This is a genomic window from Streptomyces sp. NPDC039736, from assembly GCF_055596485.1.
In genome coordinates this window covers 964642-987202 of the sequence record NZ_JBVIUQ010000001.1, presented here as the reverse complement: position 1 = coordinate 987202, position 22561 = coordinate 964642, and the positions used below count along the sequence as shown (strand labels likewise).

General features: G+C 73.0%; 20 protein-coding genes, 1 tRNA gene and 1 pseudogene. 10 read left to right on the top strand and 12 right to left on the bottom strand.

Going from position 1 to position 22561, the window contains the following annotated elements; genetic code table 11:
* Positions 1-8 precede the first annotated feature (8 nt).
* Positions 9-1121 carry a terpene synthase family protein gene (locus tag ACZ56L_RS04170; protein ID WP_471061275.1) on the bottom strand — a complete coding sequence of 371 codons (1113 nt, stop codon included), beginning with the start codon at positions 1119-1121 and terminating at the stop codon, positions 9-11.
* Positions 1122-1699: 578 nt separating this feature from the next.
* Positions 1700-2623 carry a phosphotransferase family protein gene (locus tag ACZ56L_RS04165; protein ID WP_471061704.1) on the bottom strand — a complete coding sequence of 308 codons (924 nt, stop codon included), beginning with the start codon at positions 2621-2623 and terminating at the stop codon, positions 1700-1702.
* A gap of 201 nt (positions 2624-2824) precedes the next feature.
* Between ACZ56L_RS04165 and ACZ56L_RS04160 the strand changes: the two genes are divergently transcribed.
* A complete protein-coding gene (locus ACZ56L_RS04160; RefSeq protein ID WP_471061272.1) occupies positions 2825-4219 on the top strand; it encodes an LCP family protein in 1395 nt (464 codons plus the stop codon).
* Between the two features lie 18 nt (positions 4220-4237).
* On the opposite strand, the pseudogene ACZ56L_RS04155 reads toward ACZ56L_RS04160, so the two are convergent.
* A pseudogene (locus ACZ56L_RS04155) lies at positions 4238-4450 on the bottom strand (4-hydroxybenzoate 3-monooxygenase); the annotation flags it as partial.
* Positions 4451-4734: 284 nt separating this feature from the next.
* On the opposite strand from ACZ56L_RS04155, the gene ACZ56L_RS04150 reads away from it, so the two are divergent.
* A complete protein-coding gene (locus ACZ56L_RS04150) occupies positions 4735-6624 on the top strand; it encodes a CASTOR/POLLUX-related putative ion channel (RefSeq protein WP_468684708.1) in 1890 nt (629 codons plus the stop codon).
* 293 nt (positions 6625-6917) lie between these two features.
* Here ACZ56L_RS04150 and ACZ56L_RS04145 read toward each other — a convergent pair whose 3' ends face one another.
* On the bottom strand, positions 6918-7556 hold the full coding sequence (locus tag ACZ56L_RS04145; RefSeq protein ID WP_345218735.1) for a response regulator transcription factor: 639 nt from the start codon (positions 7554-7556) through the stop codon (positions 6918-6920).
* Between the two features lie 34 nt (positions 7557-7590).
* Positions 7591-9360 (bottom strand): sensor histidine kinase, encoded by a 1770-nt coding sequence (locus ACZ56L_RS04140; RefSeq protein WP_471061268.1) that lies wholly within the window; start codon positions 9358-9360, stop codon positions 7591-7593.
* 209 nt (positions 9361-9569) lie between these two features.
* Here ACZ56L_RS04140 and ACZ56L_RS04135 point away from each other — a divergent pair, with 209 nt between their 5' ends.
* The 3 genes from ACZ56L_RS04135 (at position 9570) to ACZ56L_RS04125 (ending at position 12233) form a co-directional block, all read left to right on the top strand.
* Entirely contained in the window at positions 9570-9932 is a 363-nt protein-coding gene (locus ACZ56L_RS04135; protein WP_401759414.1) for a hypothetical protein, read from the top strand.
* 255 nt (positions 9933-10187) lie between these two features.
* A complete protein-coding gene (locus ACZ56L_RS04130; RefSeq protein WP_471061264.1) occupies positions 10188-11246 on the top strand; it encodes an MBL fold metallo-hydrolase in 1059 nt (352 codons plus the stop codon).
* Between the two features lie 78 nt (positions 11247-11324).
* The gene (locus tag ACZ56L_RS04125; RefSeq protein ID WP_471061261.1) at positions 11325-12233 is read left to right on the top strand and encodes a carbohydrate kinase family protein; all 909 of its coding nucleotides are present in this window, start codon (positions 11325-11327) and stop codon (positions 12231-12233) included.
* A gap of 95 nt (positions 12234-12328) precedes the next feature.
* Here the strand turns inward: ACZ56L_RS04125 and ACZ56L_RS04120 are convergent.
* Positions 12329-12402: transfer RNA gene (locus ACZ56L_RS04120), tRNA-Pro, on the bottom strand.
* Between the two features lie 137 nt (positions 12403-12539).
* Here ACZ56L_RS04120 and ACZ56L_RS04115 point away from each other — a divergent pair.
* Positions 12540-13271: a transketolase gene (locus tag ACZ56L_RS04115; RefSeq protein ID WP_471061259.1), complete on the top strand. Its 732-nt coding sequence runs from the start codon at positions 12540-12542 to the stop codon at positions 13269-13271.
* 42 nt (positions 13272-13313) lie between these two features.
* Entirely contained in the window at positions 13314-14207 is an 894-nt protein-coding gene (locus ACZ56L_RS04110) for a transketolase family protein (RefSeq protein WP_471061256.1), read from the top strand.
* 42 nt (positions 14208-14249) lie between these two features.
* Here the strand turns inward: ACZ56L_RS04110 and ACZ56L_RS04105 are convergent, their stop codons facing one another.
* From ACZ56L_RS04105 to ACZ56L_RS04080, 6 genes are all read right to left on the bottom strand, one after another.
* On the bottom strand, positions 14250-15176 hold the full coding sequence (locus ACZ56L_RS04105) for an alpha/beta fold hydrolase (protein ID WP_471061254.1): 927 nt from the start codon (positions 15174-15176) through the stop codon (positions 14250-14252).
* A gap of 189 nt (positions 15177-15365) precedes the next feature.
* Positions 15366-15935 (bottom strand): GAF domain-containing protein, encoded by a 570-nt coding sequence (locus tag ACZ56L_RS04100; protein ID WP_380837691.1) that lies wholly within the window; start codon positions 15933-15935, stop codon positions 15366-15368.
* Between the two features lie 13 nt (positions 15936-15948).
* Entirely contained in the window at positions 15949-16599 is a 651-nt protein-coding gene (locus ACZ56L_RS04095) for a GTP-binding protein (RefSeq protein ID WP_471061251.1), read from the bottom strand.
* A complete protein-coding gene (locus ACZ56L_RS04090; protein ID WP_345218717.1) occupies positions 16577-16948 on the bottom strand; it encodes a DUF742 domain-containing protein in 372 nt (123 codons plus the stop codon). Before ACZ56L_RS04090 ends, ACZ56L_RS04095 begins: the two co-directional genes overlap by 23 nt.
* 2 nt (positions 16949-16950) lie before the next feature.
* On the bottom strand, positions 16951-17388 hold the full coding sequence (locus ACZ56L_RS04085) for a roadblock/LC7 domain-containing protein (protein ID WP_345218715.1): 438 nt from the start codon (positions 17386-17388) through the stop codon (positions 16951-16953).
* 5 nt (positions 17389-17393) lie between these two features.
* Positions 17394-19289: a sensor histidine kinase gene (locus ACZ56L_RS04080; protein ID WP_471061247.1), complete on the bottom strand. Its 1896-nt coding sequence runs from the start codon at positions 19287-19289 to the stop codon at positions 17394-17396.
* 747 nt (positions 19290-20036) lie between these two features.
* Between ACZ56L_RS04080 and ACZ56L_RS04075 the strand changes: the two genes are divergently transcribed.
* The 3 genes from ACZ56L_RS04075 to ACZ56L_RS04065 all read left to right on the top strand — a co-directional run bounded on the left by ACZ56L_RS04075 (position 20037) and on the right by ACZ56L_RS04065 (position 22315).
* The gene (locus ACZ56L_RS04075; protein ID WP_468684682.1) at positions 20037-20762 is read left to right on the top strand and encodes a response regulator; all 726 of its coding nucleotides are present in this window, start codon (positions 20037-20039) and stop codon (positions 20760-20762) included.
* A 541-nt stretch (positions 20763-21303) separates the two neighbouring features.
* A complete protein-coding gene (locus ACZ56L_RS04070; protein ID WP_471061244.1) occupies positions 21304-21894 on the top strand; it encodes a hypothetical protein in 591 nt (196 codons plus the stop codon).
* A 34-nt stretch (positions 21895-21928) separates the two neighbouring features.
* Positions 21929-22315: a hypothetical protein gene (locus ACZ56L_RS04065; RefSeq protein ID WP_471061701.1), complete on the top strand. Its 387-nt coding sequence runs from the start codon at positions 21929-21931 to the stop codon at positions 22313-22315.
* The last annotated feature ends 246 nt before the right edge of the window (positions 22316-22561 follow it).

Genomic DNA, 22561 nt, shown 5'->3' with positions numbered 1-22561 from the left:
GCGTCGTCTCAGGCGGCGTGGCGGACGGCCTCGACGTGTTCGGCCACCTGGTCCCACCACCAGGAGATGGTCGGCAGCGGCAGGGCGTCGGCGCTGTCGTCGGCCGGGCGGTGCTTCCACCAGCCGGCCGGTTTGGCGAGCGGGGTGACCTGCTGGGGCGCCACCCGGTAGCGCGGGCAGCGGGCGGCCCAGTCGAGGTGGCCGCGCACGAACTGCCCCAGGTCGTGGACGTATCGCCGCAGTTCGGCGCCTCCGTCGCACAGGACCTGCGCGCGCAGGCGCAGGAAGAGCACCATCACGCGGTCGCGCATGGCGACGGCGTGCTGGAGCGCCTCGGCGGGGGCGCAGTCCAGTTCGTGGCACAGGACGTCGACCAGGTTGAGGTCGTCGTCGGCGCGCAGGAGTTCCTTGTTGCGCGAGTAGAGGTCGTTGTCCCAGCTGACGAGGGTCCAGGTGATCTCGGTGAGGGCCCGCACCCGGGGGTCCTCCAGGTCCTCGTCGGGGACCGAGTAGCCGGCGACTATCTCCATCATCGCGGTGGAGGGGGCCATCCCGATGGCCCGCATCCACAGGGTGACGTAGTCGTTCACGGAGGGCTGGCCGGGGCTGCGCCGGCACTCCGCCTCCCAGACCAGGCCGGAGGTGTAGACGCGCATGGCGTCGACCCAGCGGCGGATCTGGCGGGCGGTGGCGTACCGCTCCAGTTCGACGCGCAGGTCGCGCAGGACGGCGGCGTGCCGCGACTCGCCGGGGACGGGGTCGCCGGGGGCCTCGACGGCCCGCATGATGTGGCCGACCTCCCGGGCGAGCTGTCCTGCGGTGGGCCGGGCCTCGTCGCAGACTCCGTCGTCGAGGGAGAAGAGGACGGCGTGGAACTTCGCCATCAGGGTGAGCGGGGCGAGACGGCCGTAGGGCATGGTGAAGGCCGTGAGCCCGCCGAAGTCGCAGCGCGCGAGCCGGGCGCGCTGGTCCGCGTCGGTGTCGAGGTCCTGCCGGAACATCCAGTCGACGGTCAGCTCGTTCAGCACCTCCGCCGACGGGTGCGCCGCGGACGGCACCGGGCAGTAGAAGGGCGTGTGCGGCAGGGGCTGAACAAGCCGGTGATCCGAAGTGACGTGCATGGGAATTCCCCCTGGAGTCCAGGTTTCAGCGTGCAGTGCGGTGTTCTGGTCCGTGCTGTGGCCTATCTGCCCATGTCGGATCGTCAATAACGATGCAATTGCCCGCCATCTGCGGAAAGTTGAGCGCGGGGTGTCCGGAGCTGTCGATGGGCCGGACTTCGGGACCGGTGCGCGCTGCGGATGATCTCCAGGGGGCGTACGAGGCCACCGGGACGGATCTTTACCCGTACACCTCTTGCCATCGAGCCGCCCCGGGGGGCCGGACCCGTGATTCCGTACGGTGGACGCACGTACGGGCACGGAAAGGGTTCACGAAGCGCGCGGGTGGGCACGGGTGGCTGCCATGTGGCCGGATATCGCCTTGTTCCGAACGGGATGTTCGAAGGGTCCGGCCCTTACCCGTCCGGGTCCGCGCCGTCGCACGCCTCCGTTCGCGCCGCGAGCGCCGGGTGCGGTGCGCTCCGGTGCGCACTGCCGCGTTCGAATCGCTTCGGACGCCCTCGGGCAGGACACCGGGCCGGCGCGCGCGGCGCACCGCCGCACGGTGTCAACAAGGGGCGGGTCCGGACCCGGGCGGATCAGCCGGTGCCGAACCAGGTCTCGGCGACCGCGTCCCACGTCGGCTCGGGCGGCGCGGGCAGTTCGCGGAAGTACCAGGGCAGGTTGGCGTAGACGTGGAGCAGGGTGTACGCGAGGAGCAGGCGCGGGTCGAAGGCGCGGCCGTACTCCTGCTGGAAGCGGGCCATCAGGCCGGGTTCGCCCCTGGTGAGGAAGAGTCCGACGCCGACCAGGTCGTAGGCCGGGTCGCCGAGCATGGCGGGTTCGAAGTCGAAGAGCCCGGTGAGCTGCCAGGTGGCGGGGTCGACCACGAAGTGCTGTCGCATCGGCTCGGTGTGCAGCAGGACGCGGGGCGCGTCGGCGGGCAGGTCGACGGAGTCGAGGAAGGCGGGGATCGTCTCGACCCACTCCTCGGGCAGGCCCCGGGTGCGCTGGCGTTCGACGGCGCCGGCCCGCTGCCGGGCGAGGAAGTGGGCCCAGTCGGCGGGGCCGAGGGTGGTGGCGAGGGGCTGCGGATCGAGGGCGTGCAGCGCGGCCAGCGCCCCGGCGGCCTGGGCGACGACGCCGGCCCGGGCGGCGGCGGGGATGCGCGGCCAGGCCCGGGCCAGGTCTTCGCCCGGGAGGCGGGACATGAGGACGTACCGCCAGCCGTTCTCGTACCCGCCGGTGGAGTGGAGGGCGGGCGTGGCGACGGGGAGGCGTCCGTGGAGGTGGGCCAGGACGCGGCTCTCCGTGTCGGCGTCCGAGGCGTCGACACCGGGGAAGAGCTTGAGGACGTGGGTGTCGCCGACGGCGTAGACGGGCTGCGAGCCCTCGGAGAAGCGCACCAGCGGCAGGTCGCCGAGGCCGAGGCGGGCGCAGAGGTCCTGCGCTCCGGGGCGTACGCGCGCGTCGTCGGGGACGACGGCGTCCCACTCCTCTTCGGTGTTCACCTCGGGAAGCATGACGCGGACAGTAGGCGGATGATCAGCACGGCGGCAATCGAATTGGGGGGAGGCTGCGTTAGGCTGCGGGTCACTCGTGCCCGATTTGCACCGTTTTGGGAGCTCCGGGCGTGCCGTGGTGCCGCTCGTGCCCTCCGTACCACGCAGGCCGCTCCCGCCACTTCGGTTCGCCGCCTGTCGGTTTGCTCCCTGGAGGTCCTCTTGCTTTCGAGCCGCCCCCGCACCGGCCGCCCCTCCGTCAGCCACTCCTCCGCCGGCCGCTCCCCCGTCGGCCGGGGCCCCTTCCGGCGTCGGCGTCGGCTGGCGCTCGCGGTGCTGCTGGTGGCCTCGCTGGCCGCCGGGTCCCTTCCGGCGACGGCCGACGCCCCCGCCCCGTACACCCTCGTGCACGACAGCACGCTGTCCCCGGACGCGCTGGCGGCGCCGGGGACGAACCTGCTGGTCGTGGGCATCGACCGGCGCACGGGGATGACGCGGGAGCAGATCGCCAGGCTCCATGTCGGCGGCAAGGAGTGCGACTGCACCGACACGATGATGCTGGTGCACTTCTCCCGCGACGGCGACCGGATGAGCGTGGTCTCGCTGCCCCGCGACTCGTACGTACCGTTCGCCCCGCACGACCATCCGCGGCATTCGGGGAAGATCAACGGCGCGTACCTGCACGGCGGGCCCGACCTCGCGGTGCGCACGGTCGAGCAGGCCACCGGACTGCGGATCGACCACTACCTGGAGACGGACTTCGTCCGCTTCGCGGACGCGGTCGACGCGCTGGGCGGCGCCGAGGTCTGCACCGACAGACCGCTGGAGGACCTGAACGCGGGGCTGAGCCTGCGGCCCGGCACCCGTGTGCTCCAGGGCGTGGAGGCACTGCGGTACGCACGGGCCCGCAAGGTGTCGCCGCCCGGCGACCTCGGCCGGGTGCGCCGTCAGCAGCGGTTGCTGCTCGGGATGCTGACCCGGCTGGCGGAGGCGGGTGCGCTGAGCGACCCGGTGAAACTGGCCGCCGCGGCCTCCGCGCTGCTCCCGCAGGTGCGCACGGACGCGGGGACGGGCGTGGCGACGCTGTTCGGGCTGGGCTGGGGGCTGCGCGAACTGCGTGCCGACCGGGTGGAGTTCGCGACGGTGCCGATGAGGGCCTTCGACCACCGGGTGCCGTCGTGGGGCTCGACGCTGCTGTGGGACGAGGTACGGGCGAGCCGGATGTTCGCCGCGGTGCGGGAGGACCGGCCGGTCGCCGACGAACTCACGCTGCGGGCGGTGCCGGTGGCGATGGACCCGGGCACGGTTCTGGTGCGGGCGGACGACCCGGACGTGGCCGAGGGGCTGCGCAGGAGCGGTTTCGCCGTGACGAAGGCGGAAGCCCCGGCGGTGCGGGCCGAGCAGCCGACCGTGATCGTGTACGACCCGTACTGGGAGCGGTACGCCTCGACGCTGGCGGCGGCGCTCCCGGGCGCGCTGCTGCGGCCGGTCCGGGGGAACGGGCGCACCTTCGAGGTGCGGGTCGGGAGCGCCGGGCAGCCGGTGGCCGAGGTGATGTACGACAGGAGCATGGTCGAGGGGGCGCCGATGACGGGGGAGCAACTGCGCTGCCGTTGAGCTCCGGCCCTGGGTGAAGGGCAACCCCGCGTAGTTCTCGGCGAGTTCGGCCGCGGCGTGCCGTGAGGAGGCGATGCGGTCGAGCTGGGAGATCTGCAAGCGGGTCCGGAACGGGGACTGGCCGGGCTCCGGGTGCAGGGTCGTCGTCATGAAGTACGAGAAGTGCTCGGCCCGCCAGTCCCGGCGCAGCGCGGCGTCCGAGGAGGCGTCGAGGAGGTCGCCGCCGCCGGTGAACGGCAGCGCGTAGCCGTAGAAGGGGCCGACCGTCTGGGAGCGGGTGTTGCGGGCGACGGCCTCGGGCATCGAGGCGGACCTCGCGCAGGCCGGGAGGTTCACCCGCACGGCGGCTTGCTGAAAGCACCGCGAAACGCACTCGAAAGGGGTGCGCGAGTGCGGCGGGTCGGCTGCGGCGGCCCCGCTCGCGGGTGGAGGATCGGGAGCGCCGGGGGCGATGTGCGCGCTTCGCCCGCGCGGTCCCGTTCCCTGCCCGCGCGTCGCCGGAGGTGAGTTGCGGCATGGCCCGCACTTCTGTCGTCGGTCCCCGCCTTCGGTACTGGTTCGACAACACGATGACCCGGGGCACCCCCGCCCTGATCGGCTGGCTCTCGCTGGTCTGCCTGGGGCTCGTCGTTCCGGTGAGCGCCCTGCTGGTGCGGGCGGACACCGGCCGGTCCGGCACGCCGCGCAGCCAGCTCGGGGAGATCTGGAAGAACGTGAGCTCGACGCTCAAGCTGGGCGGCGCGGTCGGCGCCCCGGCGTTCGTGCTGCTGTCGATCCTGCTCGCCCTGGTGGGGCTGTTCTTCGCGAGCACCCTGGTCGGGCTGATCGCGGCCGGCGTCAACCGCAAGATCATGGATCTGCGGCGCGGCCGCTCCGTGGTCCTCGAAGACCAGCACACCGTGCTCCTGGGCTGGTCGGAGCAGGTCTACCCGGTCATCAGGCAGTTGGTGGAGGCCAACGTCAACAAGCGCCGGGCGGCCGTCGCGGTCCTCGCCGACAAGGACAAGGCCGAGATGGAGGACCTGATCCGGGTCCGGGTGCCGAACACCCGCAACACCCGGGTGATCTGCCGCACCGGAAGCCCCGTGGACCCCGCCGACATCCAGCGGGTCAATCCGCGGGGCGCGCGGGCGGTGATCGTGCTGACGCCGGGCGTCGAGGACGGTGACGCCGACATCGTCAAGACGCTGCTGGCCGTCACCCGCAGCCCCGGCATGCAGGAGGGCCCGCGGCATGTGCTGGCCGCCGTGCAGAACGTACGCAACCGGGACGCGGCGCGGCTCGCGGCGGGCGCCGGGGCCTGCGTGCTGAGCATCGACGACGTCGCGGCCCGTCTCATCGTGCAGACCTGCCGGCAGCCGGGCCTCTCGGTGGTCTACATGGACCTCCTCACCTTCGAGGGCAACGAGTTCTACCTGACCGCCGAACCGGGGCTGACGGGCCGCACCTACGGCGACGCGCTCCTGTCGTACGCCACCTCCTCGGTGGTCGGCCTGCGCCGGGCCGACGGCGCACTGGAGCTCAACCCGCCCTCCACCAGCCCCATCCACGAGGGCGACGAGATCGTCGCGATCTCGCAGGACGACGACACGATCGTCCTCTGCGACCGCCCGTGGACCGTGGACCGGACGGCGATCGTCACCTCGGCGCCGCCCGCCCGCCGGCCCGAGCGGACCCTGATGCTGGGCTGGAACCGGCGCGCCGCCACCGTCATCGCGGAGCTCGACCAGTACGTCGCCGAGGGCTCGGTCATCGACGTGGTCGCCCGGGAGACGGAGGTCGCCCGGACCCTCACGTCCGTGCCCCTGGAGCGCGGCGCGCTGACCGCGTCCTTCCGGACGGGCGATGTCACGGAGCCGGACGTGCTGCGCGGCCTGGACCTCCCCTCGTACGACCGCGTGATCGTCCTCAGCGACGACGCCGACGGCACGATGGGCCTGCGCGCCGACAACCGCACCCTGGTGACGCTGCTCCAGCTGCGCGGCATCGCCGACGGCACGGGCCGCGCGCTGCCGGTGGTCGCGGAGCTGAGCGACGACCGCAACCGGGCGCTGGCGCCGATCAGCGAGAGGGACGACTTCATCGTCAGCGACAAGCTGATCAGCCTGCTGATGACGCAGGTCTCGGAGAACCGCGGCCTGGCCGACCTGTTCGAGCACCTCTTCCGCGCGCAGGGCAGCGAGGTCTACCTCAAGCCCGCCCGGGACTACGTGGCGGCGGAGCGCGAGGTGAACTTCTACACGGTGGTGGAGTCGGCCCGCCTCCAGGGGCACTCCGCGATCGGCTACCGGCGGCTCTCGGAGGCCGCGCGGCCGCCGGAGTACGGCATCCACCTCAACCCGGACAAGGCGGAGCGGCTGCGCTTCACCGAGGGGGACAGCGTGATCGTGGTGGCGGACGGCTGAGCGGCCGGCCCGCGAACGGCCTCCGCGGAGCGCCGACCGGGCAGGACGCGAGGATTCCGGATCTCAGGGCAGACCCTGATGCCAGGGCCTCACGGGCTGCCTATGGTTGCTTTCACCGGCACCGTTCCGCGGACGACGACGGGGGATCACGGGGGATTTCACGGGGGAGACGTCGTCCCGGAACGGATCGCTGGTACTTCTTGCCGCGTGCCCGGACCCGGCCCGTACGGACCGGGCCCGGGCACGCGGACATCCGGCCGCGCCGACGCTCAGCCAGGTGCTCGGGCGGACGCTCAGGCACGCAGGTACGTCAGCACGGCCCGTACTCTGCGGTGGTCGTGCAGATCGGTCTCCAGCGCCAGCTTGGCGAAGATGTTGCGCACATGCGTCTCGACCGTCTTCGCGCCGATGACCAGGTGCCGGGCGATGGCGTCGTTGCTGCGCCCCTCGGCCATCAGCCCCAGCACCTCCCGTTCGCGGCCGGTGAGTTCGTCCAGCGGGCCCGGTGCGCGCGGGGCGGCCAGCAGCCGGGCCACCACCTGCGGGTCCAGCACGCTCCCCCCCGCGGCGACCCGCTTCAGCGCGCTGCCCAGTTCGTCGATGTCGGCGACGCGCTCCTTGAGCAGGTAGCCGAAGCCGCGCGGGTCGCGGGCCAGTTCGCGCACCGTGTCGGTGGTCTCCACGTACTGCGAGAGCAGCAGGATGCCGGTGCCGGGGTGCCGCTCGCGGATCGTGGCGGCGGCGCGCAGGCCCTCGTCGGTGTGGGTGGGCGGCATCCGGATGTCCAGGAGGACGGAGTCCGGCCGGTGCCGGTCGACGAGCGCGGGCAGCGCTTGGGCGTCGCCGAGTTCGGCGGCCACCTCGAATCCCGCGTCGGTCAGCAGCCGTACGATCCCCTGCCGGAGGAGCGCCGAGTCCTCTGCCACGATCACGCGCACGCCGCACCCGCCCCGCCGAGGCCCACTGTCAACCGCACGGCAACTCCGCCCTGATCCGCGTCCCGCCGCCTGCGGGACTGTCGACGTGCAGTATCCCGTCCACGGCGGCGAGCCGGTCGGCCAGCCCCCGCAGCCCGCTCCCCGCGGCGGTGTCCGCGCCGCCGATGCCGTCGTCGACGGTCTCCACGACGAGCCGGTCCCCGGTGTGCCGGGCGGAGACGCTGACCGCGCGGGCACGGGCGTGCTTGGCCACGTTGGCGAGGGCCTCGCAGACGGTGAAGTAGGCGGTGGACTCCACGACCGGGTCGTAGCGCCGGGGTTCGGCAGCGACCACCACGGGCACGGCGGCCTGCTGGGCGAGGGCGGTGAGCGCGGGGCCCAGCCCCTCGCGGGTGAGGACGGCGGGGTGGATGCCGTGGGCGATGCCGCGCAGCTCCTCCAGGGCGAGGGTGAGGCTCTCCTCCACCTCGGCGAGGGAGGCGCGCAGGGAGGGGTCGGGGTGGTCGGCGAGGGCGCGGTCGACACGGCGCAGCGCCATCTTCGCGAAGACCAGGCGGGCCTGCGCCCCGTCGTGCAGGTCGCGTTCCAGGCGGCCCCGTTCGGCGTCGGCGGCGCGCACGATGCGGGAGGTGACCTCCTTGGCCTGGGTGCGCAGCCACACGTTCTCCAGGGCCAGCCGCAGGGCCGCGCCGACCGCCTCCAGGAGGGCGGGGTCCTGGGCGAGCGCCGGGTCGTGGTGCAGCAGGGCCAGCGGGGTGCCGCGGGAGGAGTCGACGCGGGTGCGCCCGGGGCCGTCGCCGCGCACGCTCTGGCCCGATCCGTCGACGTACTCCCCCTTCTCCTCCGCCCACAGGCCGAGCCGCAGGCCGGGGTCGCCCAGGACCCGGCCGAGGGCGGCGCGCAGCCTGTCCTGGTCGGGGTCGCTGCCGAGGTCCATGACGAGGTCGCCGACCTCGGCGCGCTGGAGCCGCATCCGCAGCAGTCCGACGAGGAAGGCGACCGGGACGGCGACCTGGGTGACGTCGGAGAGCAGGAAGACGGCGCTCTGCAGGAGGCCGGCCGGGGGCGACGGCAGCAGCAGGAGCAGCAGGTCCCACAGCAGGAACGCGGAGGCGATCGCGATGGCGATCCACGCGGGCAGCAGCGCCCGGCGGCGCGCCACCGACGCCTGCTGCCAGCGGCGCACGATGGCGACGACCAGCACGATCGACAGCAGCCAGCCGAGCGCCCGGTAGACGGTGTCGACCGGCGTGAAGAAGCCGGCGAGAGCCGGGACGTGCAGGAGGTTGGGGCCGCAGTCGTTGCAGGAGAGGTACGTCGCCTCGACGGCGACGACCGCCGGGTCGTACGTCAGCGCGCGCAGCAGACCGCCGACGGCGACGAGACCGTACGAGAAGACCACCAGGCGGCGGGCGGGCGCGGAGCCGGGGCGGCCGTCGGGGAAGGAGAGGACCAGGTGGACGAGGACGGCCATGTTGAGCGCCTCCCACCAGGCGCCGACCGCGAAGAGGGCGGGCACGCCGGTGCCCTGGAGGTTGCCCAGGAACCAGGCGACGCCCTCGGCGACCATGAGCGGTCCGGTGCGGTTGGCGGGCCGGTGCCACCAGGCGGTGAGGCCGCCGCCCGCGTAGGCGAGGCCGACCGCGAGGTCGCGGGCGATGTCGCCCGCGCTGCCGCCCGCGCGGTGGTACGCCCAGGCTCCGGCGGACGCGGAGACGGCCGCCGTGAGGGCCGCCGCGGCCAGACGTATGCGCAGGGGGCCGGGCGGGACGGGAGGTCTGTTTTGGTGCCTTTCCACGGCCCACACGGTAGGGCATGGCCGGGCCCGGCGGCCCCGTCGGCGCTGCCGGCCCCCCGTGCGTGCGCCGGCCGGGCCGGCCGCGGGGGACGAGCCGACGGGGCCGGACGAGGGGTTCCTACGCCGATTGGGAGGGGGGCGGGCCCTCACTCCGTACTCCGCGGACCGCCACCGCACATCACCCCGCCGCATCCGGACACACGCAAGGCATGACTCGCCACGACGAAGACCCCACCACTCCCCCGCCCGACACCGTCGGCGCCCGCTCCCGCACCGAGGTGGAGACCACCCTGCGGGAACTGGAGGCGGAAGCCGCCGCCCCGCACCGGCAGACCCAGATCAGCCGCGGCGCCCTCGCGGGCTACATCTGGGCCCTGGGCAGCGCCCAGACCACTCCGGTCACCGGCAGCCACTGCTCGGTGGCGCCCAACGACGCCGAACTCGCCGCCGAACTGGCCGCGACGGAGGACCAGTTGGCCGACCCGGTGCACCGGGACATCCCCCGCGAGTACGTCCAGGGCGTGTGCGACGCGCTCGCGTGGGTGACCGGGCGGAGCGACAAGAAGGCCTGACGCCGCCCAGGCGCCCGGCACCACCCGGCTGACGGACGGCGCGGACCGACGCCGACGCGGCTGCGCGCGGACTACCGGGCAGGACGTCGAGGAGCCGACGTCCGCGCCGTCCACCCCCGCGCACTGTGATGCTCAACGCGTCGGCGCACGGCCCCGCTTCCCGCATCCAGGGCTACGCTCGACCTGTCTGCACCTGCCACGAACCCGTACCGGCACCTGCCGCCGCCCGCACCTGCCACCGCCCCGGAGCGCCCCTTGGCACAGCCCCGCACGGAACGGTCCGGGGCCCTCCCCGACCAGCCCGACCACTGGACGGAACCCGGCGCCCACCTCGTGCGCGAGGGTGTGTACCGGATCCCGCTGCCCCTGCCCCTCGAAGGCCTGAACGCGGTCAACGTCTACCTGGTCGAGGACCGCGAGGGCCCCGTCCTCATCGACTCGGGCTGGGCGGGCCCGGAGACCGGCAAGGCCCTCGCCGAGGCCCTGCGCCCCCTGGGGCACACACTCGGCGACCTCGCCCAGATCCTGGTGACGCACGCCCACTGGGACCACTACACCCAGGCCCTCCTGCTGCGCGAGTCCCTGGGCGTACGGGTACGGATCGGCCGGGGCGAGCGGCACTCCATCGAGGGCCTGGACCTGAACCGGGGCGCGCACCCGGCGCAGGCCGCCCAGCTCCGCCGCTGCGGCGCGAAGGACCTCGCGGACGCCGTGGCGGCGATGCCGGTGACGGCCGAGGAGTGGGCGATGCCCTTCGGCCCGCCGGACGCCTGGCTGGACGACCACGAGGAAGTGCCCCTCACGGAACGGACGTTGAAGGTGCTGGCCACCCCCGGGCACACCCGGGGGCACGTGGTCTTCGGCGACCCCGGCGCCGGACTGCTCTTCGCGGGCGACCACGTGCTGCCGCACATCACCCCGTCGATCGGCTTCGAGCGCACCCCCGAACGCTCACCGCTGCGTTCGTACCGGCAGTCCCTGCGCCTGGTGCGGGAGTTGCCGGACGCGCTGCTCCTGCCCGCGCACGGACCGGTGACCACGAGCACGCACACCCGCGTCGACGCCCTCCTCGCCCATCACGAGGAACGCCTCGACGCGGTGGCCCGCGCGGTCCGCGGGGGCGCCCGCAGCGCGCTGGACGTGGCCCGCGCCCTGCCGTGGACCCGCCGCCGACGTCGGCTGGACGACCTGCCGGACCAGCACCGGATGCTGGCGGTGCTGGAGATCGACGCGCACCTGGAGGTGCTGGCCGAGACGGGGGTGCTGTGCTGGGAGCCGGTGGCCGGGGTGCGGCACTTCGCCGTGGCGGGGTGAGGGCGGGGCGATTGCGTTCCGCGCCCCGGGCCGCGGGTATGCTCCGGCCTTCCGCACCCCGTCCGGAAGGAACGTCGCGTGATCGTCGTCGCAGGTGAGGCCCTGATCGACCTGGTGCCCGGGTCCCGGGGCGACGCCCTGGCCCCGCTGCTGCCCGCCCGGGGCGGCGGCCCGTACAACACGGCCGTGGCGCTGGGACGGCTGGGCGCGGACGTCGCGTTCTGCTCGCGGATCTCCACCGACGCCTTCGGCGACTCGCTCGTGGAGCGGCTGCGGGCGGAGAACGTCTCCACCGAGCTGCTCCAGCGCGGCCCCGAGCCCACCTCGCTGGCCGTCGCCTCCCTCGGCGCGGACGGCTCGGCGTCGTACGCCTTCCACGTCGCGGAGTGCGCGGACCGCCTCTTCACCACGCCCGGCCGGCTGCCCGCCGGGGTCCGCGCCCTGTCCTTCGGCACGTGCTCCCTGGTGCTGGAGCCGGGCGCGAGCGCGTACGAGGAGCTGATGCGACGGGAGGCCGGACGCGGGGTGTTCGTCGCGCTGGACCCGAACATCAGGGCCGGGCTGATCGCCGACCCGGACGCCTACCGGGAGCGCTTCCGCGGCTGGCTGCCGTACGTCTCCCTGCTCAAGCTGAGCGAGGAGGACGCCCACTGGCTCGGCCCGGACGTGCCGGGCTGGCTCGCGGCGGGCCCTGCGGCGGTGGTCGTCACACAGGGCGGCAAGGGCCTCACCGCGTTCACGGCGGGCGGTGAGTTCTCGGTGCCGGGCGTCCGGGTGGACGTGGTGGACACGATCGGCGCGGGCGACACCGTGAACGCGGCACTCCTCCACGGCCTCTCCGCCCGCGGCCTGCTGTCGGCGGAGGCGGTGGCAGGCCTGGACGGCGACGCCTGGACCGAGCTGCTGGGCCTCGCCGCGCGCGCCGCGGCGCTCACCTGCTCGCGCGCGGGCGCGGAACCTCCGTACGCCTCCGAGCTGCACGCGTGAGCCGGCCGCGGAGTTGCGCCGCTCCGCCCGGACTTCAACGCAGAGGGCCGGTTCGGATTCCTCCGAACCGGCCCTCTGCACACGACTCCTTCGAGTCGGGACGACAGGATTTGAACCTGCGACCCCTTGACCCCCAGTCAAGTGCGCTACCAAGCTGCGCCACGTCCCGTTACTCGCCTGACCTGGGGTTTTCCCTGGCTGAGCGCGTACGAGAACAATACCGCACATCAGGTCGTGGTCGCGAACGGCTTTGCCGGGACGCGGAGGCTTGACCTCAAGTCCACTTGATGTCCGAGAGTCCTCCGCATGAGCACACAAACACCGGCACAAACACCGGCACGGACATCTCCGCAGCAGCCTTCCTACGGATACGCCGACCTGGGCCGCCTGATGGGCCTGATGACCGGCGACGAGAAGCACGGCCCCGCCGCCACCTCGACGCTGGACGCCCTCTGGGTGCTCTACGACCGGGTCCTGCGGGTGACCCCCGGAACCGCGGAGGACCGGGCGCGGGACCGGTTCCTACTGTCCAAGGGGCACGGCCCGATGGCGTACTACGCGGTGCTGGCCGCGAAGGGGTTCTTCGGGGAGGAGGTGCTGGCGGGGTTCGGCTCGTACGACTCACCCCTCGGGCACCACCCGGACCGCGTCCTGGTCCCCGGCGCGGAGATCGGCAGCGGGTCGCTCGGGCACGGGCTGCCGCTGGCGGTCGGCACGGCACTGGGGCTGCGGGCGCAGGGGCTGACGGGCCCCGCGGTGTGGGTGCTGATCGGGGACGCGGAGCTGGACGAGGGCAGCAACCACGAGGCGATCGCCTTCGCGGGTCCGGCGGGGCTCGACCGGCTGCACGCGCTCGTCGTGGACAACTCCTCCGCCACGCACGGGTGGCCCGGCGGCATCGCCTCACGCTTCGAGGCGGCCGGCTGGTCCGCCGCCACCGTCGACGGCCGCGACCACGAGGCGCTGCACGCCGCGTACACCGCCCCGCATCCGGGCCGCCCGCACGTGGTCGTGGCCCGCGTCGAGCCCAAGAACTGACACCGCCGACAGCAACAGACCGACCGGAAAAGGACATTGACCATGGACACGATGCGGGACCGGTTCATCGCCACCACCTCGCGACTGCTGGACGAGGACCCCCGGGTCGCGGTCGTCCTCGCCGACATCAGCGTCGACGGATTCTCCGCCGCCCGGCGCCGGCACCCCACGAGGGTGGTGAACGTCGGCATCCGGGAGCAGTTGCTCGTCGGCGCGGGCGCCGGGATGGCGCTGACCGGTCTGCGGCCGGTGGTGCACACCTTCGCCAGCTTCCTGGTGGAGCGGCCCTTCGAGCAGGTGAAGCTGGACTTCGGGCACCAGGGCGTGGGCGGTGTGCTGGTGAGCGCGGGCGCTTCGTACGACTGGCCCGCGGGCGGGTTCACCCACATGGCGCCCGGTGATGTGGCGCTCCTCGACACGCTCGACGGATGGACGGTGCATGTGCCCGGCCACCCCGACGAGGCGGAGGCGCTGCTGCGGCACGCGGTCGCCGACGGGGACGAGCGGGTCTACGTACGGCTGTCGTTGCAGAGCAACGCCCGGGCCCGGGAGGTGCGGGGCGGCGGGGGGTTCGTCACCGTGCGCGAAGGGCGCGGCGGGACGGTGGTCGCCGTCGGGCCGATGCTCGACGACGTGCTGGACGCGGTGGCGGACCTGGACGTGACCGTCCTGTACGCGGCCACCGTGCGGCCCTTCGACGGGGCGGCGCTGAGGGCCGCCGGGCACACCGATGTCGTTCTCGTCGAGCCCTGCCTCGCCGGGACCTCGACCACCGCCGCGAACGACGCGCTCGCCGACCTCCCGCACCGGGTGCTCGGCCTGGGCGTGGGACAGCGCGAGCTGCGCCGGTACGGGGACATGGCCGACCACCTCGCGGCGCACGGGCTCGACGCGGCCTCGCTGCGGGAGCGGATCAGCGTCTTCCTGAAGGCGTAGCGCAGTCGAGGAGGCCGGCGTGGAGTTCCCGCCCCCTCGCGCTCAGACGTGCTTGTCGAGCCAGGCCGTCAGGTCGTCCTGGACCTCGTCCCTGTTCGTCTCGTTGAGGATTTCGTGGCGGGCCCCCTCGTACCCCTTCCAGGTGAGGTCCTCGACGCCCGCGTACCGCAGGTCCTCCAGAAGTTCGTGGACGAGTGTCATGCCCTGGTGGCACGGGTCCTCGGTGCCGACCGCGAGGTGGAAGGGGAGGTCGGCGGGGACGCGGGCCAGGTTGCGCGGATCGTTCAGCTTGCGGATGCCGCGCACCCAGTCGAGCGAGAGGCCCGTGCTGAACGGGAATCCGCAGCGGTCGTCGGCGGCGTACGCGTCGACCTCGCTCTCGTCGCGGGAGAGCCACTCGAAGCCGGTGCGATGGGTGAACGCGTCGTTGAAGTGGGCAAACCGGTCGGCGGTGAAGGAGGCGGTCGCGTCCCGGCCCTCGGTCTTCGCCTGCCGCTCCAGGTGCGCGACCGCCGCTTCGAGGTCGGTGCCGGGCAGCGTGCGGAAGACCCCCGACAGGATCACCCCGGCGAGCCCGTCGGGATGTTCCTGCGCGTAGTCGCGGGCCAGCATCGCGCCGAGGCTGTGCCCGAGCAGCACCACCGGCACGCCCGGGTGCAGGGCGCGGGCCTGGCCGCCGACCGTGCGCAGGTCGGCGACCATGTTCCGCCAGCCGTCGTCGCCCGCGACGCCGAGCCCACCGGTGCCGGCGGCGGTCGCGCCGTGGCCCCGGTGGTCCGAGGCGAGCACCCCGTACCCGTGGGAGACGAGATGGCGGGCGAACCGGTCGTAGCGCTGGGCGTGTTCGGCCGCTCCGTGCGCGATCTGCACCAGTGCGCGCGGGCGTCCGCTGCCGGGCAGCCAGGTGTACGTGGCGAGCTGGACGCCGTCGTGTGCGGTCGCCGTGCCGGGGGTGCCGGGAGCGGTCATGGTCGGCCTGCCTCTCTGAGCTGACTGTCGCATCGCGGGTGGGGTGACGCTACGGGTACGGTGCTGACCCTCCCCCGGACCCGCGCGGTCATGCCGGGCGCCGCCCGTCCCCCGCTCCTGCGACCGTTCGGCGTACGCCACCTGCTCCGGGGCCGGTGGACGGCCGTGCGACGCCCCGGCGGGGCCGCCTCAGATGCCGCCCTCCTCGCGCCGCCCGATCTGCGTCATCAGCTCGGCGGCCATCGCCTTGATCGTCTCCAGGCCCTCGCGCCCCCACTGCCGGGGCTTGACGTCCACCACGCAGATCGCGCCCAGCGCGATGCCGTCCCGGTCGATGAGCGGCGCGCCGAGGTAGGAACGGATGCCGATCTCGTCGACGACCGGGTTGCCCGCGAAGCGCGGGTAGTCGCAGACGTCCTCCAGGACGAGGGCCTTTCTGCGGGCCACCACGTGCGGGCAGTACCCGTGGTCGCGGGCCATCGCCCGGCCGATCCGCCCGGCGGCGGCCGCGGCCCCCAGGTCGCTGCCGGAGTGGGTGCCGTTCGGGGTGTGCAGCCCGGCGAAGAACTGCCGGTTCTCGTCGATGAAGTTGACCATCGAGTACGGTGCCCGGGTCGCCTCCGCGAGCCGTACGGCGAACGCGTCCAGCATCGGGTCCGGCCGCCCGCCGAGACCCAGCTCCCTGAGTCTGCGCGCCCGTTCGGGCCCCTCCCGGTCGGCCGGGGTGAGCAGCAGGTGGCCGATCCTGTCGTACGTCATAGCTGGGCTCCCGTCATGGGTGTGCTCCGTGGGCCGTGGTGGGGGCGGCGGGCGCGTGCGCGAGGAGGTGCTTGACGAGGGTGACGAGGGTGGCGACACCGGAGCTGGCGAGCCGGGCGTCGCAGATCACGATGGGGATCTCCGGGTTGAGGTCGAGGGCGCCGCGCACCTCCTCGGGCTCGTACCGGAAGGCCCCGTCGAACTCGTTGACGGCGACGACGAAGCCGATGCCGCGCTGCTCGAAGAAGTCGACGGCGGCGAAGCAGTCCTCCAGGCGGCGGGTGTCGGCGAGGACGACCGCGCCCAGCGCCCCCTTGGAGAGCTCGTCCCACATGAACCAGAAGCGTTCCTGCCCCGGCGTGCCGAAGAGGTACAGGACGTGGTCCTTGTCGAGGGTCATGCGGCCGAAGTCCATGGCGACGGTGGTCATGGACTTGTTCTCGACGCCCTCCAGGCTGTCGGTGCCGGCGCTCGCCTGGGTGAGGAGCTCCTCGGTGCTGAGCGGGTCGATCTCGCTGACCGCGCCGACGAAGGTGGTCTTGCCGACGCCGAAGCCGCCCGCGACGAGGACCTTCAACGCGGTGGGGAAGACCTCCTCGGGGCCGGGCCCGCCGCCTCCGGGTCCGAACGCGGAGCCGTAGTCAGAGTTGTCGTCGTAGACCATCGAGCACTGCCTCCAGCAAGTCGCGGTCGGTCGGGGGGTGTTGGAGGATCGGGGCATGGGTGAGGACCGCCCCGCAGTCCACCAGGTCGCTCAGTACGACCTTGGTGACGACGGCGGGCAGGCGCAGGTGTGCCGCGATCTCCGCCACCGACATGGGGTCGTCGCACAGGCCGATCGCCTGCGTGTGCTCGGGGCCGAGGTGCAGGGGCAGGCCGGTGCCGGTGGCCATCACCATCGTCAGCAGGTCGAGTTCCACGCTGGGGCGGGTGCGGCCGTTGCTCACCGTGAACGGGCGGATCAGCCGGCCTGCCGCGTCGTCGAGCCAGGGCCCGTCCTGCGGGGCCGCCACGTTCAGTACCCCGGGGCGTTCGGCACACTGCCCGCCCGCTGCCGTGCCGGGGTCGCCAGGTACGGACGTACGCTCTTGACCAGCATCGCCATCTCGTACCCGAGGACCGCGGCGTCCGCCTCGCGTCCGGCCAGCACGGCGAGGAAGGTGCCGGACCCCGCGGTCGAGACGAACAGCAGCGTCGAGTCCAGCTCGACCACCACCTGCCGCACCTCGCCGCCGTCCCCGAACCGCATTCCGGCGCTGCGGCCGAGCGAGTAGAGCCCGGAGGCGAGGGCCGCCATGTGGTCGGCGCTGTCGGTGTCCAGGCCGTGCACGGACTTCACCAGTCCGTCGGAGGAGAGCAGTACGGCGCTGCGGGTGTACGGAACCCGTTGTACGAGTCCGCTCAGCAGCCAGTCCAGATCGGTTGCTTGGCCGGTCGGCGCGTCGCTCGCCATGGGGGTCACTCCTTGGGGGTGGGGAAGTGCGTGAAGTGCGGGTCGTCGGGCTGTCGGGAGTCGGGCCCGGCGGCGGCAGCGTCGTCGGCGGGGAATTCCTCCGTGCGCGGGCCGGCCGCCTCGGCCAGTCCGATGCCGCGCTGGAAGGCGGCCATCAGTCCGGGGTCGTGCAGCACGGGCTGCTCGTCGTCCTTGCGCGGGGCGGGTCCGTCCTTCAGTTGCGGTACGAGGTGCTCCTGGCTCCTGCGCCTGGGCAGCCGGGGCTTGCCGGCCCGGCCGCGCACCGCGCCGTCGGGCGCGCCGCGCGCGGTGCTGTGCACCGGTTCGGCCGGGACCGTGAACTCCGGTGGTGCGGTGGTCCCGTGGGTGACGCCGGGCACGGCGGCCGCCGGGTTGGGCCGGTCGGCGCCCTGGCCGCGCACGGGCAGGGGGGTGTGGCCGGCGGCCGGGGCGGGGCGGGCGGGCTCCTGCCGGGGGCCGGGCGCCCCGTCGCCGGGTTCCTGCCGCGGGTCGGGCACCCGGTCGTCCGGCTCCTGCCGCGGGTCGGGCGTCCGGTCGCGGGACGGCAGGGGCGGGGCGCTCCGCCGGTCCGCGGGTGCGGCGGATATGGGGGGTGGGCCGCCCTGCGGGGAGGCGGCGGAGGCGGCAGCGGCGGGCTGCCGGGACGTCCCCGGGCCGGCGGCGTCGTACTCCTCGCCCAGCAGTGCCTCCGGGAGGACGAGGATGGCCTGCACCCCGCCGTAGATGTTGTTCTGGAGGCGGACGGCGATGCCGTGCCTGCGGGCCAGCGCGGACACCACGAACAGGCCGATCCGGCCGTCCTGGAGGAGGTGCTGCACATTGACCTGGTCGGGGTCGGCGAGCAGGGCGTTCATCTTGTTCTGCTCGGTGACCGGCATGCCGAGACCCCGGTCCTCGACCTCGATGGCGAGGCCCGCGGTGACCGACTGGGCGCGCAGCAGCACGGTGGTGTGCGGGGCGCTGAACACCGTGGCGTTCTCCACGAGTTCGGCGAGCAGGTGGATGACGTCGGCGACGGCGTGGCCGCGCAGGGTGCCGTCGATCGGCGGCACCAGCTTGACCCGGGAGTACTGCTCGACCTCGGCGATCGAGGAGCGCATGACCTCGCTCATGGAGACCGGGTTGCTCCACTGGCGGCGCGAGACGGCCCCGCCGAGCACGGCCAGGTTCTCGGCGTGCCGGCGGATGCGGGTGGCCAGGTGGTCGACGTGGAAGAGGCCCTTGAGCAGGTCCGGGTCCTCGACCTCGTTCTCCAGTTCGTCCAGGAGCTGGATCTCGCGGTGCACGAGCGACTGAAGACGCCGTGCGAGGTTGACGAAGACCTCGACCTTCTGGTCGGTGCCCGCGCTGCTGGAGAACTGGGACGCCTGCACGACGGCGGTCACCGCCGTGTCGTGGGCGCGTCCCATCTCCCGGGCGAGCTGGTCGAACTCGTCGCCGCCGCGGGGTGCGCCCACCGGCACGGTGCGCCGTATGTCGGGCTCCTCGCCCCGCCGCAGCACCTCGACGACAGCGCGCAGCTCGTCCTGGCGGCGGGCGCTGGTGCGGCGCAGTTCGACGCAGCGCGATGTGACCGAACGGGCCGCGCGCAGGGCCGCCACCACGGCGACGAGCACGGCGACGGCGGCGAGCACGGCGGCTGCCGCGAGGCCGATCCATAAGCTCTGCGTCGGACGGATCCCGGCGGTGCGGACCGTGTGCAGCACGGCCCCGGTGCCGCTGAGGGCGACCACCAGGGCGGGGAGCACGGCGGCGCGCAGCAGTTGGGGACGCAGCTGCGCCTCGGAGGTGGACGCCGCGGAGGGGCGGGTTCCGGGCCGGCCGTGCCGCCCGCCCTCGCGGCGGTCTGCTCGCGCGGCTGGTGCGCGAAGATGAGACATCAGCGTCCTCGGTACGTGGGGCCCCACGGATTGCGGAGTGCAGGGCCCTCCTGGTCTCAGGGCCTGCGGCCGGCCCGGTTTTCCGGGCCTGGGGCAGGGCTGGGCTCAACTCGGGTGATGCGGGCCCCCGTTGATCACCGGGCACTCACAGTAGTCGGGAACATTCCATGGGTGAGGGGCAGTTGCCAAACTTGCCCGCCCGGCGTCCCGCTCTGGTATGACACCTCGCACTGACATACGGACCCCCGACTGGCGTGGACGGCCGTCTGCGGCACTCCGTGACAGCCGGGCGGACACCGCTGCCTCCTTCTGCCCGACGGCCGGGGAGCCCGGCCGCGCCGCCGCGCCCGGCGCGCCGGGCCCGCACGCCGCGACACCGCGCCACCGGGGCGTCGACAGCACGGAACCAGACGTGGGTTCGAAGGACTCGCCCCACGGATGCGGGGCGATATCGAGAATGCCCCGGTGGATCGGCAGCAGCACGCCGCACGGGGCGCCGCCCCGGAGGTCCAGGTGGAGAGCCCCGCGCGGTACAGCACCCCCGGAGCTCGGTGCGCTCCCGGACCTGCCGGCCCGTGCCGACACAACCGCCTCCGCGCCCTTACGGCACCTCGGCGCACAACAACCGGCAAGGGCCACGTCCTTGACGAACAGAGAGAAAGCCCGCCCTTGGCGATGAACGCTGGAAAATCATGATGGGCTAGTGTGAATCATCGTTTATCGGTCAGAATTACGGGGGACTCCAACGTGGCCACGGTGAACGTCATGATCGTCGACGACGACGTCCTCCTGCGTCACGGGTTGCAGCGCATTCTGGAGACCGCCGGAGACATTCGAGTCTCTGCCGCGTGCGGCGGGGGCGAGGCCGTGGCCGCTGCCGTGCGGCACCGCCCCGACGTGGCGCTGGTCGACATCCACATGCCCGACGTCAACGGGCTGACGGTCCTGAAGGACCTGCGCGCCCTGCCCGAGCCACCGGCCGTGGCAATGCTGACGGGGTTCGGCAGCGACGAGAACGTGACCCGGGCACTGGCCGCAGGCGCGGCGGGTTTCCTGCTCAAGGACCGGGCGGTGAACGAACTCATACCGGGAGTGAGGCTGTTGGCCGTCGGGGGAAGCGCGCTGTCGGCACGCGTCACTCATGCGGTGCGGGCCACCCCGCGAACTCAGCCCGTAGCCCCGGCTCCACTCGCGGTACGCGGTTACGCCACCTTGAGCGAGCGGGAGCGAGCGGTGCTGGAGCTGCTGCCCACGGGACTGTCGAACGAAGAGATCGGCCGTCGGCTCTTCCTCAGCAGAACGACGGTCCGGGACCACGTCAGCGCCCTGTTGGCCAAGCTCGGCGTGACGAACAGGGTGCAGGCCGCCATCGTGGCCCACACTGCGCGCACGGGGACGGGATCACTTCGGGGGCGACCGTCCACGCCCGTAACCGCTGTACCCGCACCCTCCCCGCCCGAGCCGGAGCGGTGAAGCGTCCGCCGACCTCGCTGGTGGAATCGCCCGCCGCCCTGGTCGCGCCTGTGGAGCCGTACACGGTGCGGGACCGGATCGGACCCGGGGCGCAGGCTGCCTGCCCGCTCACCGTAAACCTGCCGAGCGCACGTCGACGCCGGCCGTCGGCAGCAGCCGTCGCGGAACGGGCTCGGGCCGCTCGAGGCCGAACATGCCGTCTACCGCATGGTGCAGGAAGCCCTGACGAGTCCGGTCACGGGCTGGCCGGCCTGCGGGAACGAGCGGCACTCCCGGCAGCACCCCTTAGCGCGGAGCGGACCGAGCGCCGCGGCTTCCTCGCGCGTATGCGCCCTTCCTGCCCCCGACATGTGTCGGGTACCTCCCAACACTCGTCCACACAATAAGGACATAGCTCAACGAAGGGGGCAAATGCCGATCAATCCGTGTTGGCGTCACGAGGGGCCGCGACGAGAGTTCTTCACGACCGCCCGGAGCTGCGCGGAACAGAATGCTCCGACGGCGGCATGACACCAACGGCACCACCTGAGAGGGCACACACGTGTCTGCATCCATCATGTCCCGCCCCGTCCTGCGCCGCATGGCCGTCACCGTGGCAGGCGTCACCGCCGCCGGCGTCTTCGCGACCGTGGGGACGGCCCACGCCGCGGAGGCCCATGCCCAGGGGCCGCGCTCGGCCCCCGTTGCGGGGGCCGCTGAGGAAATTCCGTTCGACGACGAGTCGATCGAGGCATTCGGGAACGTGTTGCGGATCTTCGACGAGATCCCCGAAGCAGTACTCGCCCAGGGCGAAGACGCCACGGTGCAGTGGCTCACGTCGAGAGGAGGCGCCCACGCCGTCGAGAACAACGGCCAGACGCAGTACGCCTTCAACCTCGGCGGGTGCGCACGCGGCATCCTCCTTGCCGTGGGCTCGCAGATCTTCGCCATCGCCAAGGTCTACAAGGTGAAGAAGGCCATAGACAAGCTTGGTGGCATCAACAAGGTCATCCAGAAGATCCAGTCCAAGAAGAAGATGGGCAAGGGCTTCAAGAAGGCGATCATGGAGGTCTTCGAGGAGGCGGGCGGCGGCCTCGGCGGCATCGCAGCGGAGATCCTGGGCATCGACGGCGTCATCAAGAACTGCTGGTAGTGGCTGAGTCGGGAGGAGAGCGGGTGTGATGACCATGGCTGTGGCAGCGTCCGTCCTGCGTTGGGGGTTTCTGGTCGCGGGGTGCGCCGTCCTCGTCGCCTTTTCGATTGCCGCTTTGCGTCGCCGGCGGGCGGGTTCCGGGTTCGGCCAACTGGTCGAGGTCATGGAGAGCGAGTGGTTCAGTGCGGGAAAGGTGTTCTTCGCCGTGCTCGTCGGGATCGCCGGTTCTTGGGTTTCCGCGTACGTGGGCGGGGCACGGACCGGCCTGGCGGAGGCCATTCCCGTGGTCTTTCCCATGGGGATCGTCGCTTCGTTCGTCGTGTGCCGGTACGCGCGGGAGGGCGGCAGCCCGATGCGGGTGAAGGTGTGCGCCCTCGTTTTCGCGCCGCTGACGTTCGGGGCCGTGATGACGGGTTGGTGAGGTGACATCCCGCGGGTGCGCCGAGCGGCTTCGTGGGCGCGCACGGCGGCAGGGGGGAATGCGCTGTGGATCTCGTCGGTGCCGCCCGGCCGGTGCCATGGCCGGACCACGGTCCGCGTCCACCGGGTCGTCCCCGTCTGCTCCCGGGCAACGGGTTCCCGTACGCGCTGACCGCGCCGGCAAAGGCGCCGGATCGTGGACGACCAGCAGGAAGAAGCGCGCGCCCGGCGGAAGACCGGCCGCCGC